An 18,206-nucleotide genomic window follows, 5' to 3' on the forward strand; every position below is an offset into this window, starting at 1 on the left:
ACGCGCCCACTGCTGCTTCAGGCCCCGATACCCTCGAGGCGGTCCTCCAGCTCATCGCCCGCGTTGCGCAGCTGCTCGAGCACCGAGGCGTCCGGCTGCCAGTAGCTGCGCTCCTGCGCCTCGATCAGCCGGTTGGCGATCTTGGCGGAGGCCGTGGGATTCAGCTTCGCCATGCGGTTCCGCATCTCGGGATCCAGCACGTAAATCTCGGCGATCTTCTCGTAAACCCAAGGGGCGACGTCACCGGTGGTCGCCGACCATCCCATCGTGTTGGTGACGTGCGCCTCGATCTCGCGCACGCCCTCGAAGCCGTGCTTCAGCAGGCCTTCGTACCATTTCGGGTTCAGTGCGCGCGTCCGCGTCTCCAGCGTGACCTGTTCGGCGATCGTTCGCACCTTGCCGTCACCGCGGGTTTGGTCACCGATGTACACGGCCGAGGCGATGCCGCCGCGGGCGCGGCGGACCGCTCGGCTGATACCGCCCAGGGTATCGAAGTAGTGGTCCACCGTCGTGACCCCGACCTCGATGCTGTCGAGGTTCTGGTAGGTTATGTCCACCGTGGCCAGCACTCCGCCGAGAACCTTGTCGGCACGAGCAGGCTTGCCGTCCAGTCCATAGGCAAAGCCCTTGCGCTTGACGAAGGCCTCCGCGAGTTCGTCCTCATCGTTCCAGGCGCCCTCTCCGACGAGCGAGTTGACGTTGGCGCCATAGGTGCCGTCGGAGTTGCCGAACACGCGCAGCGCAGCTTCCTCGATGCTGCCCCCGTGCGACGCCAAGTGGGACAGGACGTGCTTGCGAATGAAGTTTTGCTCTGCCGGCTCCTCGGCCACGGCGGCCAGCAGGGCGGCTTCCGCCAGCAGCTTCATTTGAAGCGGCAGGAGGTCGCGGAAGATGCCCGACAGCGTGATGGCAACGTCGATGCGCGGTCGACCCAGAGTCGCAAGCGGGATCAACTCGGCGCCGGCCAGCCGGCCGTAGCTGTCGAAGCGCGGACGAGCTCCCATGAGCGCGAGCGCCTGCGCGATCGGGCCGCCCTCCGTCTTCAGGTTGTCGGTGCCCCAGAGTACCATGGCGACGGTTTCCGGCACGCCATGACCGTCGGCCTCGTGGCGTTCCAGCAGGCGCTGTGCCTGGCGTGCCCCGTCCCCCACCGCGAAGGCGCTCGGCAGCTTGAAGGGATCGAAGCCGTGCAGGTTCCGCCCCGTCGGCAGTACGTCCATGCTTCGCAGCAAGTCGCCGCCCGGGGCTGGCCGGATGTAGCGACCGTCAAGTGCATGGAGCAGTCCCGGAATCTCGTGGTCGGTTCCGAGCAGCCCATCGAGCCGGGTGCGTTCCGCTGCGTCGGTGATGCCGGCGGCATCCAGCATCTCGGCACGCTGCCCGGCATCCGGCGGCTCGCCGACAACGTGCAGGCCATGCGGGATGAGGGTGTATTCAAGTTCGAGGAGCGAGCGTCCCAGTTGGTCGATCTCCCCCGTCGCGTCGTGCCAGACGGGCTCCTCCTTGGCCAAGTTTACGGCTGCCGCCTGCGCCTGGATCAGCCCCGCCAAGGCCGCGCGCTGCCCAAGGTCGGCATCTGGCCCGAACGTCCGCCACCGGTCGATGGACGCCTTAAGGTCCAGCAGGCCACGGTACAGGCCCGCAGCGGCGACCGGCGGCGTGAGATAGCTGATCAGCGCAGCGCCGGCACGGCGCTTGGCCAGCATCCCCTCGGACGGGTTATTGGAAGCGTAGAGGTAGAAGTTTGGCAGCGTCCCGATCAGGCGGTCCGGCCAGCAGGTGGCCGACATTCCGGCCTGCTTGCCGGGCATGAATTCCAGCGCGCCGTGGGTGCCGAAATGCAGCACGGCATGAGCACCGAAATCCTCGGCAAGCCAGCGATAGAAGGCGGTAAAAGCGTGCGTGGGCGCGAACCCGTGCTCGAAGAGCAGGCGCATCGGATCGCCCTCGTAGCCGAAGCCGGGCTGCACGCCGACGAACACGTTGCCCAGCTGCACGCCAAGTATGAAGATGTCGCGGCCGTCGGTCTGCAGCTTGCCCGGCGCCGAGCCCCAGCTCCGCTCTATCTCGGCGAGCCACGGCGTCCGGCGCACGTGATCGTCGGCGCTGACGCGCGCACCGACGTTGGCCGTGGTACCGTGGCGTTCACGGTTGCCGTTGATGACCATCTCGCGCAGGGCATCGTGGTTCTCCGGTACCTCGACCGTGTAGCCGGCCGCCTTCATCGCGGTCAGCGTGTGATGCAAGGACGCGAAGACGCCGAGATACGCGGCCGTTCCAGTGGTACCCGCGTTGGGGGGAAAGTTGAACAGCACGGTTGCGATCTTGCGGTCGGCCCGCTCGGACCGCCGCAGCGCTACGAGCTTCGCGACGCGCGCCGCCAGCGTCGCCGCCCGTTCGGGGTGGGAGACCATGTCCCGGGCGCAATTGACCCCGTCACAGCCGGCGCACCGCTCGGCTGCGATCTCCGAGGCGCCGCAACGGCCACCAAAGGTCATCGGCCAGATTCCCCCGTCAAGCTCCGGGATGGCCACCATCATCGTCGCCTCGACCGGCAGTAGGCCGCGCGCGTCCGCTGCCCATTGCCGCATCGTCTGGAACTCCAGCGGATGCGCGGTGATGTAGGGCACGTCGAGCTTGGCAAGCGCCTCCTCGGCGGCCCTTGCATCATTGTATGCCGGACCGCCCACGAGGGAGAAGCCGGTTAGCGACACGATCGCGTCGACCGTCGGCACGCCCTCGCGAAAGAAGAAGGCGTCCATCGCAGGCCGTGCATCGAGGCCGGACGCAAAGACTGGGATGACGTTAAGTCCCTGCGCCTCAAGCGCGGCAATCATACCGTCGTAGTGCCGGGCGTTGTTGGCCAACACGTAGGATCGCAGCAGCACGAGCCCGACCGTGCCCTTGGTACCGGGCTGCGGTAGCTGGTCGGGCCGTTCCACCACACGGCCCTTGGCCCGAGGGTGATACAGGCCGACTTCCGGATACTGCGCGGGCGGCTCCACCGGGAACTTGCCGGCCAGCATCCGGTGCGTCCCCGTCGCATAGCGGTTGACGAGCATGGCGACCATGTTCGCCAGGTTGTCGGCCGACCCGGCCAGCCAGTACTGCAGGGTGAGGAAGTAGGCACGGATGTCCTGTGCCGTGCCGGGGATGAAGCGCAAGATCCTCGGCAGCTCCCGCAGCATCGTCATCTGGCCGCGGCCACTCGCGACGGAGTCGCCGGGCTTTGGCTTGCCGCGAAGCTTTTTCAGGAGGCCGGCAATGCCCTTAGCCTCGCCTGCCATGGTGAACTTGCCGAGGCGGGTGAGCCGCATGACCTCGGGGGCCGAGAGGGCGCAGACCAGCGCGTCGCACCCGTCGCGCCGGGCGGCGAGCGCTGGCAGGACGAGGCGGATGTGATCCTCTAGGAACAGCATGCCGGCGATAATGATGTCGGCGCTGCCGATGTCGCCGATGCAGCGTTCGAGCGCGACGGGGTCGGAGGCGAACTCGTCTGCCGCGTGCAGCACGAGGTCGAGCTCTGGCATGCTGCGCCGCAGGATGCCTTGTGCGGACGTGACGGCCGCGCCGAAATGGCTGTCCATCGTCAGGATGACGACCCGCATCGCCGAAGGGGCATCGAGCGAACGGCCTGCACTCATTCTCACGTTTCCTTATCGGAGCACTCCGGTAACACCCTCAGCCACATCGGGCCCGAGGATCGAACCGGGCTGGATCTCTGGCACGGCGCGAGTCCCAGGATCGCGCGGGTGCCTTCGCTGATCCTGGTTGCCCAAGGTTGATCCCTCACCCCGCGCCGGCTGGCGGAAATGATCTACGAACAACTCCGACACAGTCAAGCGAGATTGACGTCAGGTATCTCTGACACTCTGGGGTCGTGTCCCAACGCATGGTGTAGGAGCGGTGGCTCCTGGCGGGTGGGACCGCCGGTCAGGCGGGCACGGCGCCGAGCCTGACAGGGCCAGTATCGCTGACAGCGCTGATCGTGCGGGGGACATGTACCGGGAGCGCTGGGTGGCCCACTCGTCGGACTGCTCCAGCAGGATCGCGCCGATGAGCCGGACGGCGGCCGCTTCATTCGGAAAGATGCCGACGACATCCGTCCTGCGCTTGATCTCGCCGTTGAGGCGCTCGATCGGGTTCGTGGAGTGCAGCTTCGGCCGGTGCGCGGCGGGGAACGCCATGTACGCCAGCACGTCCTCTTCCGCGCTGTCCATCAGCGCCGCAAGCTTCGGCACCTTCGGTCGCAGCTGATCGGCAACCCTCCTCCACTGCCGCTTGGCACCTTCGGCATCGGCCTCGGCGTAGGCGGTCCCAATCCAGGCCGAGACGATGCGCCGCTGGCTCTTCCCGGCATGGGCCAGGGCGTTGCGGGCGAAGTGCACGCGGCAGCGCTGGGAGGTGGCCCGGAGCACCTTCGTCACGGCGGCCTTCAGCCCCTCGTGCGCATCAGAGATGACGAGCTTCACCCCGGCCAGGCCGCGGCGCTTGAGGGAGCGGAGGAAGTCGAGCCAGAACGTCTCTGCCTCGGAGGAGCCCACCGCCATGCCGAGGACCTCACGGCGGCCATCGGCGTTGACGCCGACTGCGATCGTGACCGCGACGGGGACGATCCGGCCCGCCTCGCGCACCTTCACGTAAGTCGCGTCCAGCCACAGGTAGGGCCAGTCACCCTCGATCGGCCGCGTCAGGAAGCCCCGCACCCTCTCGTCGATCTCGGCGCAGAGCCGAGAGACGCCGCTCCTGGAGATCCCCTCCATCCCCATGGCGCGGACCAGGTCGTCCACCGACCGCGTCGAGATGCCGTGAACGTAAGCCTCCTGGATCACCGCCGTCAGCGCCTTCTCCGCCAGGCGCCGCGGCTCGAGGAAGGCCGGGAAGTACGACCCTCGCCGGAGCTTCGGGATCCGCAACTCGACGGTGCCCGCCCGGGTCTGCCAGTCCCGCTCGCGGTAGCCGTTCCTCTGCACCAAGCGGTCGGAAGACCGCTCGCCATGGGCAGCGCCGGTGATCCCGGCCACCTCCAGCTCCATCAGCCGCTCGGCGGCGAAGCCGATCATCTCGCGCAGGAAGCTCGCGTCAGCAGACTTCTCCAGCAGCCCACGAAGGGCCATCGTCTCATCGGTCATCGCGGTCAGTTCCAGGTCAGGGGTGGGGGTCAGCAGCCCAACCCTACCCGAAGCCACCGCGGTGACCGCCGCCTGGGCGACCGTCAGCTCCTACACCACCAGCCGGGACGCGACCCACTCTGGCATAGCGTTTTGAGCCGGCGTGGGGCAGAAGCGGCACACCACCTGCGTGCCCCGGCCGGTGCTTTCGTAACCTCAAACATCGTCACTCCCGGTTGTCCTTGACCCAGGATCCAACTCCAGTCACGCCGCACCGACAAGCAGGCGTCCGCCGCACCGATCCGCCCGCCTTTAGAATCCGCCCAGCGAAGCCCTGATTCATCATGAGCGACCTCGTGCCCGAAAGCGGCTCCCGCCAGTTCCTTCGAGACTTCGCACGTCTCGCGACACCCTACTGGACCGGGAGCGGTCGCTGGCGGCCACGACTGCTGACAGGCCTGCTGGCGCTGCTGGGGATGTGCCAGATCGGGCTGGTCCTGCGGCTGAACATCTGGAGCGCAGATCTCTTCGACGCGCTGGAACGGCGCTCGACGGAGAACACTCTGGCGCAGATCGCCATCTTTGCTCTGATTCTGGTCGGTACGATGGTCGTCAACATGGGGCACCTCGTCGTGCGGCGGCATCTGCAGCTGGACTGGCGGCGCTGGCTGACGGGACGGGTCGTCGGAAGCTGGATGCAGGACGCGCGGCACTTCCAGGCCGGCCTGATCCCCGGCGACCACGCCAACCCCGACGGTCGCATCGCCGAGGACATTCGCGTGGTGACGGAGGCTGCGATCGACCTCGCCAGCTCGCTGTTCTACTGCTTGCTGCTGCTCGTGACCTTCGTCGGTATTCTCTGGTCGCTGTCCGGCTGGGTCAATGTGGCGGGCATAACCGTTCCGGGACACTTGGTCTTGTTGGCCTTCGTGTATGCTGGCGTGGGTGCCGCCATGGCCTTCACACTCGGCCGGCCACTGGTCCGGGCCACCGACATGCGCCAGACGAGGGAGGCGAATTTCCGCTATGACCTGGTCCGCGCGCGGGAGAGTGCGGAGCCGATCGCGCTGGCCCGGGCCGAAACTGCCGAGCGCAGACGTCTGACGACGGCGTTCGAGACCATAGCGCTGGCCTGGAAGGATCAGTCAGTCGGGCTGGCGCGGTTGGTTGCATTCTCATCCGGCTACGTGGCCCTGGCCGGGGTATTCCCGATCCTGGTCGGTACACCGCGGTTCCTGGAAGGCGCGCTGACGCTCGGGCGCTTGGTGCAGTCGGGGCAGGCCTTCCAGCAGGTGACGGCAGCGCTGTCCTGGCCGGTCGACAACCTGCCTCGCATCGCCGAGTGGCGGGCGTCCGTCGAGCGGGTGCTGGCGCTGGAGGACGCCGTGCAGGTCGTAGCCCTGGAGGCAGCGCGGGCCGGCGACACTGCCATCAACATGGAACGCGCGTCCGGCCCCTGGCTTGGCGTATCGGACCTCTGGGTAGCGGAGCCGGATGGCACTGCGCTGCTGAATAACCTGACCTTGCGGGTAGAGCCCGGTGAGCATGTTCTGGTCGACGGGGACGCGGACGCGGCGGCAGCGTTCTTCCGGGTCGTCGCGGGCATCTGGCCTTGGGGCTACGGCCGCGTGGACCTCCCCACCGACGCGCTCATGGTCGCGACCGGCCGTCAGCTCTTCTTGCCGCAGGGAACGTTGCGGAGCGCGCTGGCGCTGCAGGCGATCGAAAGTGGGCCGGGCGATCGCGCCATTGTGGATGCGCTTTCCGCTGTCGGGCTGTCATGGCTAGCAGGCCGGCTGGACGTGTCGGAAGACTGGGCGGCCGTCCTGAACGGTGCCGATCTGCAGCGGCTCGCCTTTGCGCGCCTGCTGCTGCTACGGCCGGAGTGGGTGGTGCTCGGCAACGCCACCGATGCGCTCGATCCGGCTTCCGCGGATGCGCTGCTGCATCTGATCGCGACCCGGCTGCCGCACGCCGCACTGATCGTCATTGGACGGCATCCCGGATCAGCGTCGACCTTCGACCGGCGCCTGACGCTCGACCGCTCGAAGGGAGGAGAGGTGCTGCTGAACGAGGTCTCCGCCCGGCGGCAAGCGGCGCGCGTTCCACGCCGCCGGCCGCTGGAGGTCGTGGACTGGTTACGCCAGGGCTACCCGGATGACGGGCCGAGCACGACGCATGGATGAGGGGAGGACATCAGCCGTTCCCCCTCACCGGCGGGATCGGCGCGTATCGGGCGGGACGTTCATCCTCGGGCTTGTCCTCCTGATGCTCGTACTGGTCGGCATCCTCGCCCTCGTTCAGTTCGTCTTGAACTAGGAATCTCCCGGCAACGCGCGCGAATGTCAGCGGCGCCATGGTCTCGGAGACGCAAGGCGAGGACTGGTTCGACGCACTCCGCGTCGGAAGAGGCCCGGGGGCGTCGGGCCAGCCGCCTCAGGCCGCGAAGGTCACGGTCGTCGAGACCCCGCCGACCCCTTCCACCACGATCTCGCCCCCGATCTGGCGCACCAGGGACCGCACGATCCCGAAGCCGAGGTTGCCCTTGGCCCCGACCTCCATGCCCACTCCGTCATCGATCACGCTCATCACCACGCGCCCCGCCCCGGACCGCGCGGCGCGCACCCGCACCGTCCCGCGGGCCTCGCCGGGAAAGGCGTGCTTCAGCGCGTTGGTGACCAGCTCGTTCACAATCAGCCCGACGGCCACCGCCACGTCCGCCACGATCAGGATGCCATCCTCCACGTCCGCGGCGATGCGGAGGCGCACCGGCTCCGCGGGCGGTACGAGCGACGCACAGACGCCGCGGAGGTAGTCCGCCAGGGCGACCTGCTGGGGATTGCCTGAGAGGCTCAGCAGGTCGTGGACGCGGGCCATCGCGTGCAGCCGGGACTGCGCCTCCTCCAGGGCGACCTGCAACGCCTCGTTCCCGTCCCGCCGCGCCTGCACCGAGAGGAGGGAGGACGCGACCATGAGGCTGTTCTTCGCCCGGTGGTTGACCTCGTCCAGCAGCACCCTGCGTTCGTCCAGCAACTCGGTCAGCCGCGCGTTGGCCGCTTCCAGCTCGGCCGTGCGCTCTTCGACCCGCCGCTCCAGCGTCGCCGAGAGGGCGCGCAGATCAGTCTCCGCCTCAACGCGCTGCGTCACATCCAGGAAGGATAGGAAGTGGTGCGTTACCACGCCGTCCTCATTCCGCAGCGGGCTCACGAAGACCGAGGCCGTCAGCGTGCTGCCGTCCCGCCGGTACTGCAGCAGGTCCAGCACCTCGTCGCGTCCGCTCTGGATGGCAGCATCGAACCGCGCGACCGAGGCCGGGTCCGTCCGCGGCCCGTCCATGAAGTGCGGCTCGCGCCCGATCACCTCGTCCATGTCGTAGCCGGCCATGGCCAGGAAGGCGGGGTTGGCGAAGACCACCGGGTTGCCCGGAACCGCCGGGTCGGTGACCAGCATGGGCACGCGCATCACGCGCACGGCGTCCACAAAGACGCCGCCGAGGGCCCGAACGGCGTCGATCCGGTTCTCGGATATCGTCTGCTGGATTTCAGGCGAGAGGACGCCGGCGATCTCGTTCATGTGAACAGCGACTTCCCATAATCGGTTTTCCGGCGCAACCTGGAATCAGGTTTGTATCGCGTCCCCGAGGGACAGCTGCTCGACCAGGGCGATGATCCTCGTGACGTCGAACGGCTTGGCCAGGAATGCGGCATAGCCCGAGCACCGCTCGGCAACCGTCGCCTCGGGCATCGAACTCATCATTACGACGGCGACACTACGCAGCCCAGGGTCGGCCGCCATGGCACGCAAGGTCGCCGCGCCGTCCATCACCGGCATCATGTAGTCGAGGAACATCACGTCCGGCCGCTCCTCGGCTAGCATCCTCATTCCTTGCTGGCCGTTCATCGCCGTCCGCACGCGGTGCCCCTCGTCCGAGAGCACCGCGTCGAACAGTTCCACGATCCCGAACTCGTCTTCGACCACGAGGACCGTCGCCATGGTCAGCCCCTGCCGCGCTCGGACGGCCCAGGCTCCCGCACCGCGGCGGAGTGTTCAGCGCGGAGCTGCCTAGCCATCGCTGCTGCCGCACCGTCGAACGGCCCCTCGATCCGCAGGCCCTCGCCGGTGGTGACGTACTCGTACAGCATGGGATCGAAGTCGTGGCTTCGCACCTTCACGAGCGACATCACGCGGTGCAGGCGGGAGCGCTGCTGGACGTACCGCATCACGACGAGGTTGTCGGGCAGGATGGTCAGATCGCCGCCGGGCGCATGGATGGATGCTTCCAGCAGGGCCGGGGCCACGGCCGTATAGACCGTCGTGACCCCTCGCACGCGCAACTCGTTCATCAGGGCGGTCAGGTATTGGCTGAAGCGGTTGGCCTCGATCGCCGCACTCTGCAGCGCACTTAACCCGTCGATGAAGAGGCGGCGCACGCCCCGGCGGTGGACGGCGTTCAGCAGCCGGTCACCGTAGGCATCGAGCAGGCCCTCGGTCGCCGGCTGCCAGAGCACCTCCACCACCCCGCTGTCGAGCAGGGCGTTCAGCGGCGGGCAGACCTCGTTCGCCCTGGCACGGAGGCGGGCTTGCGTTTCGTAGAAGCCGAACAGCAGGCCGGGTTCGTCCTCGTCGCAAAGCGACAGGAACTGCATCCCGAGCGTGGTTTTGCCCACGCCGGACGGACCGACGACCATGGTGGTGGAAGCGCCGGGCAGCCCGCCGCCGAGCATGGCGTCGAGACCGCGCACGCCGCTCGGCACCGTGCCGACCGCGCCGGGGTCCGGGCGCGACGGTCCTGCGAGCAGCGCCTCGATCCGCGGATAAACCACGAGCCCACCGGCAGTGATCCGGAATGCGTGCCGGCCGCGCAGGTAGTCCGTGCCCCGGAGCTTGACCACCTTCAGCGTACTCTCAGACGCCCAGCCGATCAGCTGGTCGCTCAGCTCCACAATGCCGTCGACGATGGTGTACTCGGGCGTCTCCTTCACGCGTTCCGCGCTGGAGAGGAGGAACATGGTGCAGCCCGTCGCGATGGCGACCGCCTGCAGCTCGTGGACGAACTCGTTGAAGTCCTGCTCCCCGGCACCCTGGCGCTGCGCGGTCGCGAAGCCGTCGAGGATAAGGATGGTCGCGCCATGCCGCGTTACCTCCCGGCGTAGCAGGTCGCGCAGCGCCGGGTAGCCCCCTTCGCGCAGCGTGCCGAAGCCGTTCAGGTAGGCGACCTGGTCAGGGATCTTCGAGACGTCGAAGAATGACATGCCGCCGAGGTGCAGCATCATCCGGCCGTGGTATTCTGCCAGCAGGGTGACGTAGAGCGCCCGCCCCCCGCCCCCCGCCGCGTGGTGGAAGCAGATCTGGTTCGCCAGCGTCGTCTTCCCGGTGCCGGGCTGGCCCTGCACGATATAGAGCCCACCCTTGAGGAAGCCGCCGCCGAGGATGGTGTCGAGGCCGGCGATGCCCGTTGGTACCCGCCGGATGATTGTACCGCTCACGGGTACGCTCCGCGCGCGTGCAGGGGCAGGGTGATGGTGAACAGCGCGCCCCCGCCCGGGGCGTCCCCTATCTCGACCGTACCGCCCATCGCCTCCGAGAGCTGGCGGACCAGCCACAGCCCGACGCCGAAGCCGCTGCGCCGCTCTCCTGCCCCCAACGTGCGCTCGAAAGCACCGAACACCCGGTCCCTGTCGCCCGCGATGATCCCCGGCCCGTGGTCGCGGATCCGGATGCACACGTGCTCGCCCTCGACGCTCGCGGAGACCTCGACCGGCGTGCGCCCGCCGTGCCTCAGCGCGTTGGCGAGCAGGTTGTCCACGATCTGCTCGACTGCTGGGCGGTCCCAGGTCACCTGCAGGCTGTCGGGCACGTTCAGCGTGATCGTGACGTCGGTGCGCCGGGCTGGCTCCTCGAACTCGCCGGCGACCTCGCGCAGCAACCCGACCAGGTCATAAGGCTCAGGTGCCATCCGGAGCCGGCCGGTGTTGATCCGGACGACGTCCAGAAGTACCCCGGCGCGTCGCATGTAGCGACGGGCGGCGTGCTGGATGCGCTCCAGCCGCTGCGCGACCTGCTCCGGCGTCAACCGCCCCGCCTTCACCTGGGACAGCATGAGGTCGATCTGGCCGAGGATCGGGGTCAGTGAGTTGCGAAGCTCGTGACCGGTCACCCGGATGAAGGTGTCCCGCGCTTCCACCGCGGCGGTGAGCGCGGCGACCTGTTGACCTGGCTCCTCAAGGCGATGCTCAGCGAGCAATGGAAACGGCACGCGTTCGTTTGGCGGCTCAGTCATCCTGGCGGGCGGGCTCCCTGGACGATTTGGCCGAAGGTGGCAGCAAAGCCTCCTCCCGACAACGGAGGTGCGCTGGGGCGAGAGCCATCGGGGAAGCCCGGTCCTGCTTAGCCCGGCAACGGCCGGCTCAGACGATTTGGGGTCACGCCATAGGACGTGGGATGATCACGGGCGGCGGTAGTCTGCCCGGGTCGGTGACGCGGTGTCATCGGCCCCCTTGCTCTCGACCAGATCCTTGGGCCGAGCATCAACCAGGCCGCTTTGTTGCGAACGAAGAAAAGCGCCAGGCTATGATGACGCAAAGCTCGTCTGGAAGGGCCTCGCGAGCAAGTGGAACAAGGGTCTTCCGTCCTGACGAACGCGCTTCGTGAACCGTCCTGCGCCGTCTCCGACTACCCGGCGGGCCGCTTTGGTCGTGTCCGCCCTCGCATAACGGTAGAACGCTCGTCGGTCTGGAACGAAGCCGTAACAGGCACTTCGCCCGCGATGTCGGGTTAACCATCGGCTTCACCCAAGCTTTCTTCTACGCCGCCTCCGTCGGCCTTCTCCGACATCGGCTCGGCTGTTACACTTGGGTCGCGAAACGGGCTCGTAGACGCTGGATTGCGACACAGCCGGCAAGCTGGACAGGATTTCCCGCTCGTCGTCACTGCCAGCATGGGAGTGCACACATTCCGACAGCCTCGCCATCACGCCAGCTGCTGGATTGGAATCCGGAGCACCTACGGGCTGCCATCGAGGCCGCTGGCGTGGGCCTGTGGTGGTGGAACGTCGAAACCGACCAGATCGCCATGGACAGGCGCGCCTACGCCCTGTGGGACTTGGAGGAGGGGAGCGTTGCGACCTTCGAGGACCTGTCCGCGAAGATCCATCCGAAGGACCTCGACAGAGTACGGGCCGCATTTGCCGCGACGCGGGCCATCATCGGCCCCTACGAGATCGACTTCCGTATTTTGTCAGGCGATGACATCCAATGGGTCTCGGCCCGAGGCCAAGGCAATGATGCGGATATCCGGCACGACGTCATGCGCGGCATCTTCCTCGACGTGACCGGGCGCAAACAAGCGGAAGAAGCCAGTCAACTGCTCGCCGGTGAGATGAGCCACCGGGTCAAGAACCTGCTGCTGGTCGCCTCGCAGCTGGCTCAGATCACGTCGCGCTCGGCGGCGACCACCGCGGACATGGCACGTGACCTCGCGAAGCGGTTGACAGCCCTCGGGCGTGCCCATGACCTCGTTCGCCCGAGGGGCGGCCGTCCGGTGGAAGCGGCGCTGCTCGGCGACCTGCTGGCGGTGCTGCTACAGGCCTATGACGATACCGACCGCTCCTCGGGGCGCATCCGTGTCTCGGTGCCGCGGATGGATATCGGCGAGGCGGCGGCCACGACGCTCGCCCTTGTGGTGCACGAGTTGGCCACGAACTCCCTGAAGTACGGCGCGCTTTCGGTGGAATGCGGCACTCTCGACTTAGGGTGCGCAGCCCCGGGCGAGTATGTCGTGCTCGTCTGGACCGAACGGGGCGGCCCGCCCGTGGTCGAACCCTCCGCTCCAGCCGGCTACGGCAGCGAACTCATCCGGCGCAGCATGGAGCGCCAACTCGGCGGTAGCATCGACTACAACTGGTCGGCAGAGGGGCTTATCGTCACATTGCGAATGCGCCGGAACCTTCTGGCCGCCTGACCGGTCAGAATGGCTGACGGCGCCGCTCGAGGTCACGCCATAGAGCGGGGTGTTGAGTCGGGGTGGCGCCATAGGACTGAGCTGGATTTGCCCTAAGTGACCGTTTGAGAAAGGCTTGGCCCGACCGCGGCCGAGGGTGGTTCAAGCTCGGGATGTGGACCCGAGAGACGCGAGGCCGGATGGCCGAACTTGGCCGAAAGACGAAGCGCTACCTGTCCGACCTGACGGACGAGGAATGGACGCGGATCGAGCCGCTGCTGCCGAAGCCATCGCGGCGCGGCAGGAAGCCCGAAGTCGATCTACGCGAGGTGCTGAATGCGATCCGCTACATGGCGCGCAGCGCGGGCGGCTGGCGGATGCTGCCGGTGCACTTCGGGCCATGGCAGACGGTCTATTGGTGGTTCCGGCGTTTCGTCCGGCGCCTGCTCTTTCGCACGATCCACGACGTGGCGCTGATGCTGGACCGCGGGGCGGCGGGCCGGGAGGCCAGCCCGACCGGCGGCGTGCTCGACAGCCAGACGGTGAAGGCGCCGTTCGCCGAGGTGCGCGGCTACGACGGGGGCAAGCGGATCATCGGGCGCAAGCGCCACGTCGCGGTGGACACCGACGGGCGGCTGCTGATGGTGAACCTCACGCCCGCCGACGTGTCGGACAGCGCGGGCGCGCAGACGATCCTCGGCGCCATCCGCAAGCGCTGGCCTTGGCTGAAGCACCTGTTCGCCGACGCGGGCTACGACCGCACCAAACTCATGGACAAGGCCGCGTTCCTCGACTTCGTCGTCGAGATCGTGCGTCGGTCCGACACGGCAAAGGGTTTCGAGGTCATCCCTCGCCGATGGGTCGTGGAGCGCACCTTCGGGTGGATGGTCCGCTGGCGCCGCCTCGTCCGCGACTACGAGAAGCGCCTCGACGTATCCGAAGCCATGATCCACGTCGCCATGGGCGCCCTGCTACTGCGCCGCGTCGCCCATCGATGATTCTCAAACTGATGCGGTGGACGGCCCCTGAGCGGCATCGATGTGCCAGGCTCGCGGCTGGCGAGGTCTGCGAGCAGAGGAGCCGTCCGCCATGGAGATTACTACGATCGGTCTGGACATCGCCAAGCGCGTGTTCCAGGCGCACGGAGTTGATGCTGCGGGTCGCGCGGTGGTGCGGCGTCGGCTTGGGCGTGCCGAGGTGCTGGACTTCTTTCGTGCTCTGCCGCCTTGCCTCATTGGTATCGAGGCCTGCGGCACGGCGCACCACTGGGCACGCGAGATCCGTGAACTTGGCCACGAAGTGCGGTTGATCCCGGCGGCCTACGTGAAGCCCTACGTCAAGCGCGGCAAGACCGACGCGGCCGACGCCGAGGCGATCTGCGAGGCGGTGACCCGGCCGACGATGCGCTTTGTGCCGGTGAAGACGGCGGAGCAGCAGGCTGTGTTGATGCTGCATCGGACGCGGGATCTGCTGGTTCGCCAGCGCACGGCGCTTGTGAACGCGCTGCGCGGGCACCTGGCCGAGTTCGGCATCGTGGCGCCGCAAGGGATGAGCCGCGTCGCGGACCTGCTGGCGGTTCTGCTCGGCGAGGATGAGGCCACGCTGCCGCCGCTGGCGCGGCAGGCGCTGCGAGGCTTGGCCGCGGAGCTGGAGGCGCTCGGCAAGCGGGTCGAGGAGATCGAGGCGGCGATCCTCGCCTGGCACATGGAGAACGAGGCCAGTCGGCGACTTGCCGCGGTGCCCGGCATCGGCCCGATCACGGCGTCGGCGATCGTCGCCACTGTGGGCGACGTGTCGAACTTCGCCTCGGCGCGGCATTTCGCGGCCTGGATCGGGCTCGTGCCGAAGCAGAACAGCACCGGCGGCAAGCCACGACAGGGCGGCATCTCCAAGGCCGGTGACCGCTACCTGCGGCGCCTCCTGGTGCTCGGGGCGACCGCGGTGATCCGCCATACCCGCATCAAAGTGCGGGAGGGTTGGCTTGCTGACCTCATTGGGCGCCGACCAACGATGGTCGCGGCCGTCGCGCAGGCGAACAAGACGGCACGGATCGTCTGGGCACTGCTGGCGCGCGGTGAGAGCTATCGCCCGCAACTCGCAGCTCCACAGCCTGCAGGCGCATAGGCGTGGATGGTTCCCCGCCGGAGGTCGCCGCGGCCGGCGGGTGCGTGAGGGCGATGGTGGCATGATGGCGTACCGGTCGAAGCCGGGGCCAAGCAGAACCCGTTTAGAGTCTCGCGCCTCAGAGCGCGCGAAACTGATTGGGAGCCAGGCCGCGGATTGCATCAGGGCCAGCGGCCATGAGCCGCGCAGACAGGCCGGACACATGACCGCACCCGACCGCGTCGCCGAACGTCAAATCGCCCTTGCGTCCAAGGGGCCGTCCACACAGGACTCTGAGGCCTCGCCGTCGCGCGACGTCAGGCGTTCGGTTGGATGCGGCTTCCCTCTTCACCCAGGGGAGTCAGGCCGAGAAGGCGCCGCTCCGAACGGTTCGCCGGAGGGCGCGGCCCTTCGGATCGACCGCGCCTCCCCGCCGCGCCGATCGGTCGACGACCGTCAGCGTCGCGCCGCTGATGTCGCTCCTCGATGGACGACCCGTCCTCCCTCATCCCCGCCGGACGTTCCAGAACAGGAAGAGTGGTCCCTCGATGATCCCGGTCAGGTTGCTGCGGAAGGCCGTGGGGACATAGAACTGGCCGAGCGGGATGTAGTTCACCTGCTCGAGCGTGCGGCGCTGCACCTCGTCCGCGAGGCGCTTGCCCTCGGCCTCGTCCCGCGCCCCGAGCCAGTCCGCGCGCAGCCGCTCGATCCCCGCATCCTCGTTCCAGCCGGCATAGCCGCCATCTGCACGGGTGACAAAGTTGACCGAGGGGTTGACCGTGTCGAGCGCCGTGATCCAGGTGTGGAAGACGTGCCAGCTTCCCCGCGCACCGAGCTCGCGGTTGTTGCGACGCGAGAAGAACGCGCCCTGGTCGGTCGCCTGCAGCTCGACGTTCATCCCGAGCCGCTTCAGGAGGTCCGCCGTGACGAGGGCCTGGGACTGCATCATCTGCACCTCCCCGGCCGAGAGAACGATCACCTTCTCGCCCGCGTAGCCCGACTCCCGCAGCAGGGCGCGGGCGCGGTCGAGGCTCCGGGGAGCTCGGAGGATCTCGGTGCCCGCCTCACTGCTGAGGGGCGTGCCGCAGGCGTAGACCGAGTTGCAGGTCCGCCAGTACTGCGCGTCTCCCGCGATGGCGGTGAGGTAGTCCTCCTGCGACACGGCGGCCGCGATCGCGTGGCGTGCGGCGAGCTTGTCGAAGGGCGGGACGAGCTGGTTGAAGCGCATGAGCGCCTGGCTGCCGAGCGGGTCCACCCGCGCCACTGAGACGTTTCGCGCCCGCGCGAGGGAGGGCAGGAGGTCGAAGGGCGGCAGCTCGTACCAGTCCACCTCGCCCCGGGTCAGCGCCGCCGTCGCGGTCGCCGCGTCGGGCATGGAGATCCATTCCACCCGGTCGAAATGCGCGGCCTTGCCGCCCGCGCAGAAGCTCGCGGGCTCGGGGCGGGAGCGGTAGGCGGCGTTGCGGGCGAAAACGACCTTGTTGCCGGGATCCCACTCGTCCCGGATCATGCGGTAGGGACCGGAGCCGATCGCCTCGGGGATGGCGGTCGCTGGGTCGAGCGAGGCGAGGCGCTCGGGCATCATGAAGAGCGGGAGCGAGGAGGGTTTCGCCAGGGCCGCGAGCACCTGCGCGAAGGGCTCGCGCAGGTGGAGGGTGAAGCTCCGCGCGTCGTCGGGCGAGAGCGACTGCGCGGTCGCCATGAGTCGCAGCCCGATCGTGTCGCGCTTGGCCCAGCGCGTGACCGAGGCAACGCAATCCGCCGCGGCGACGGGTGTGCCGTCGTGCCAGGAGAGCCCTTCGCGGAGGATGAAGCGCCAGGTGAGCCGGTCGTCCGAGACGGTCCAGCGCTCGACCATCTGCGGCTGCGGCCGGTAGTTCGCGTCGAGGGCGAAGAGTGTGTCGAAGACGAGGTAGCCGAAGTTGCGGGTGATGTAGGCGTTCGTCTGGACGGGGTCGATCGCGCGGAGGTCGGCCTGCGGCACGAAGCGCAGCACCCGCGGGGCGGCCTGCGCGCCGGCGAGGCGGGGCGCGGCTAGGGCCAGTCCGGCGCCGAACGCGGCGCGGCGAGTGATCTCGGTCATGCGGGGGCGTCCTCGGGCGGGTAGGTGGCGAGCCAGTGGCGGGCGATGTCGGCGCGGCGGGCCACCCAGACCTCCGGGTGGTCCGCGACGAGGTCGAGGAAGCGCGCGAGCGCCGCGGCGCGCCCCGGGCGGCCGGACAGCCGGGCGTGCAGGCCGACGGAGAGCATCTTCGGCGCACCTGCCCGCCCCTCGGCAAGGAGGGTGTCGAGCGAGTCGCGAAGGTAGGCGTCGAAGTCGGCGCCCGTGCCGAAGCCCGGCGGCATCGCGAACTTCATGTCGTTCGAATCGAGCGCGTAGGGGATGACGAGGTGTGCCCGTCCTGCCACCCGCACGTAGTAGGGCAGGTCGTCGGCGTAGGAGTCGGAGTCGTAGAGGAAGCCCCCGTGCTCCACGACGAGGCGCCGTGTGCGCTCGCTCACGCGCCCGGTGTACCAGCCGACAGGGGGCGCGCCCGTCGTCGCTGCGATGGCGGCGACCGAGGCGGCGATGTGCGCCCGCTCCTCCGCCTCCGGCATAGCGCGGTAGTCGATCCAGCGCTGCGCGTGGCTCGCGACCTCGTGGCCTGCCTCGGCGAGGGCGCGTCCGACGTCGGGGTTCAGCTCGAGCGCGCGGCCGACCGCGTAGGCGGTGAGCGGCAGGCCGCGTTTCCCGAAGAGCCGCAGGACGCGCCAGACGCCGGCGCGGGCGCCGTAGTCGAACTGCGATTCGACGGTGACGGCGCGCTCGCCCATGCGCGGCGACGCGCCGGCGGAGGTCTCGTGGAGGTAGGCCTCGCTGCGGTCGTCGCCGTTGAGCGGCGTGTGCTCGCCGCCTTCCTCGTAGTTCAGGACGAAGGAGATCGCGACCTTCGCTCCGCTAGGCCAGCGCGGGTCGGGCGGGGAGCGGCCATAGCCGCGGGGGTCGCGGGGATACGCCGTCGCGGAACCGAGCTCGTCCAACCCATGCCCTCCAGACGCGGGGCAGAGTGACGG

At 68.5% G+C, this 18,206-nt stretch carries 11 protein-coding genes and 1 pseudogene; 4 read left to right on the plus strand and 8 right to left on the minus strand.

Annotated features, from left to right (window positions below; all coding sequences use genetic code 11):
* Positions 1–17: 17 nt before the first annotated feature.
* Positions 18–3,644: a magnesium chelatase subunit H gene (locus ACE7GA_RS27265; protein WP_376100730.1), complete on the minus strand. Its 3,627-nt coding sequence runs from the start codon at positions 3,642–3,644 to the stop codon at positions 18–20.
* Between the two features lie 289 nt (positions 3,645–3,933).
* Positions 3,934–5,132 (minus strand): annotated as a pseudogene (locus ACE7GA_RS27270) (IS256 family transposase).
* 323 nt (positions 5,133–5,455) lie between these two features.
* Here ACE7GA_RS27270 and ACE7GA_RS27275 point away from each other — a divergent pair.
* Entirely contained in the window at positions 5,456–7,297 is a 1,842-nt protein-coding gene (locus ACE7GA_RS27275; protein WP_376100732.1) for an ABC transporter ATP-binding protein/permease, read from the plus strand.
* 250 nt (positions 7,298–7,547) lie between these two features.
* On the opposite strand, the gene ACE7GA_RS27280 is transcribed toward ACE7GA_RS27275, so the two are convergent.
* The 4 genes from ACE7GA_RS27280 to ACE7GA_RS27295 are packed head-to-tail and all read right to left on the minus strand — an operon-like array spanning position 7,548 to position 11,391.
* On the minus strand, positions 7,548–8,684 hold the full coding sequence (locus tag ACE7GA_RS27280; RefSeq protein WP_376100734.1) for a sensor histidine kinase: 1,137 nt from the start codon (positions 8,682–8,684) through the stop codon (positions 7,548–7,550).
* A gap of 45 nt (positions 8,685–8,729) precedes the next feature.
* Complete coding sequence (locus ACE7GA_RS27285; protein ID WP_376100736.1) at positions 8,730–9,104, minus strand: response regulator; 375 nt, start codon at positions 9,102–9,104, stop codon at positions 8,730–8,732.
* A gap of 2 nt (positions 9,105–9,106) precedes the next feature.
* On the minus strand, positions 9,107–10,597 hold the full coding sequence (locus ACE7GA_RS27290) for an RAD55 family ATPase (RefSeq protein WP_376100738.1): 1,491 nt from the start codon (positions 10,595–10,597) through the stop codon (positions 9,107–9,109).
* Positions 10,594–11,391 carry a sensor histidine kinase gene (locus tag ACE7GA_RS27295; RefSeq protein ID WP_376100740.1) on the minus strand — a complete coding sequence of 266 codons (798 nt, stop codon included), beginning with the start codon at positions 11,389–11,391 and terminating at the stop codon, positions 10,594–10,596. The genes ACE7GA_RS27290 and ACE7GA_RS27295 overlap by 4 nt, the downstream gene beginning before the upstream one ends.
* A gap of 749 nt (positions 11,392–12,140) precedes the next feature.
* Between ACE7GA_RS27295 and ACE7GA_RS27300 the strand changes: the two genes are divergently transcribed.
* The 3 genes from ACE7GA_RS27300 (at position 12,141) to ACE7GA_RS27310 (ending at position 15,173) form a co-directional block, all read left to right on the plus strand.
* Positions 12,141–13,070: a sensor histidine kinase gene (locus ACE7GA_RS27300; protein ID WP_376100742.1), complete on the plus strand. Its 930-nt coding sequence runs from the start codon at positions 12,141–12,143 to the stop codon at positions 13,068–13,070.
* Positions 13,071–13,222: 152 nt separating this feature from the next.
* Positions 13,223–14,047, plus strand: coding sequence for an IS5 family transposase (locus ACE7GA_RS27305; protein WP_376100744.1), 825 nt, complete (start codon positions 13,223–13,225; stop codon positions 14,045–14,047).
* 91 nt (positions 14,048–14,138) lie between these two features.
* Entirely contained in the window at positions 14,139–15,173 is a 1,035-nt protein-coding gene (locus ACE7GA_RS27310) for an IS110 family transposase (RefSeq protein WP_376100746.1), read from the plus strand.
* A gap of 484 nt (positions 15,174–15,657) precedes the next feature.
* Here ACE7GA_RS27310 and ACE7GA_RS27315 read toward each other — a convergent pair whose 3' ends face one another.
* Positions 15,658–17,235 carry an ABC transporter substrate-binding protein gene (locus ACE7GA_RS27315; protein WP_376100748.1) on the minus strand — a complete coding sequence of 526 codons (1,578 nt, stop codon included), beginning with the start codon at positions 17,233–17,235 and terminating at the stop codon, positions 15,658–15,660.
* A complete protein-coding gene (locus ACE7GA_RS27320) occupies positions 17,232–18,173 on the minus strand; it encodes a polysaccharide deacetylase family protein (protein WP_376100750.1) in 942 nt (313 codons plus the stop codon). The genes ACE7GA_RS27315 and ACE7GA_RS27320 overlap by 4 nt, the downstream gene beginning before the upstream one ends.
* Between the last annotated feature and the right edge of the window lie 33 nt (positions 18,174–18,206).

Origin of the sequence: Roseomonas sp. CCTCC AB2023176, assembly GCF_042259275.1 — a bacterium.
Taxonomy (GTDB): domain Bacteria; phylum Pseudomonadota; class Alphaproteobacteria; order Acetobacterales; family Acetobacteraceae; genus Roseomonas.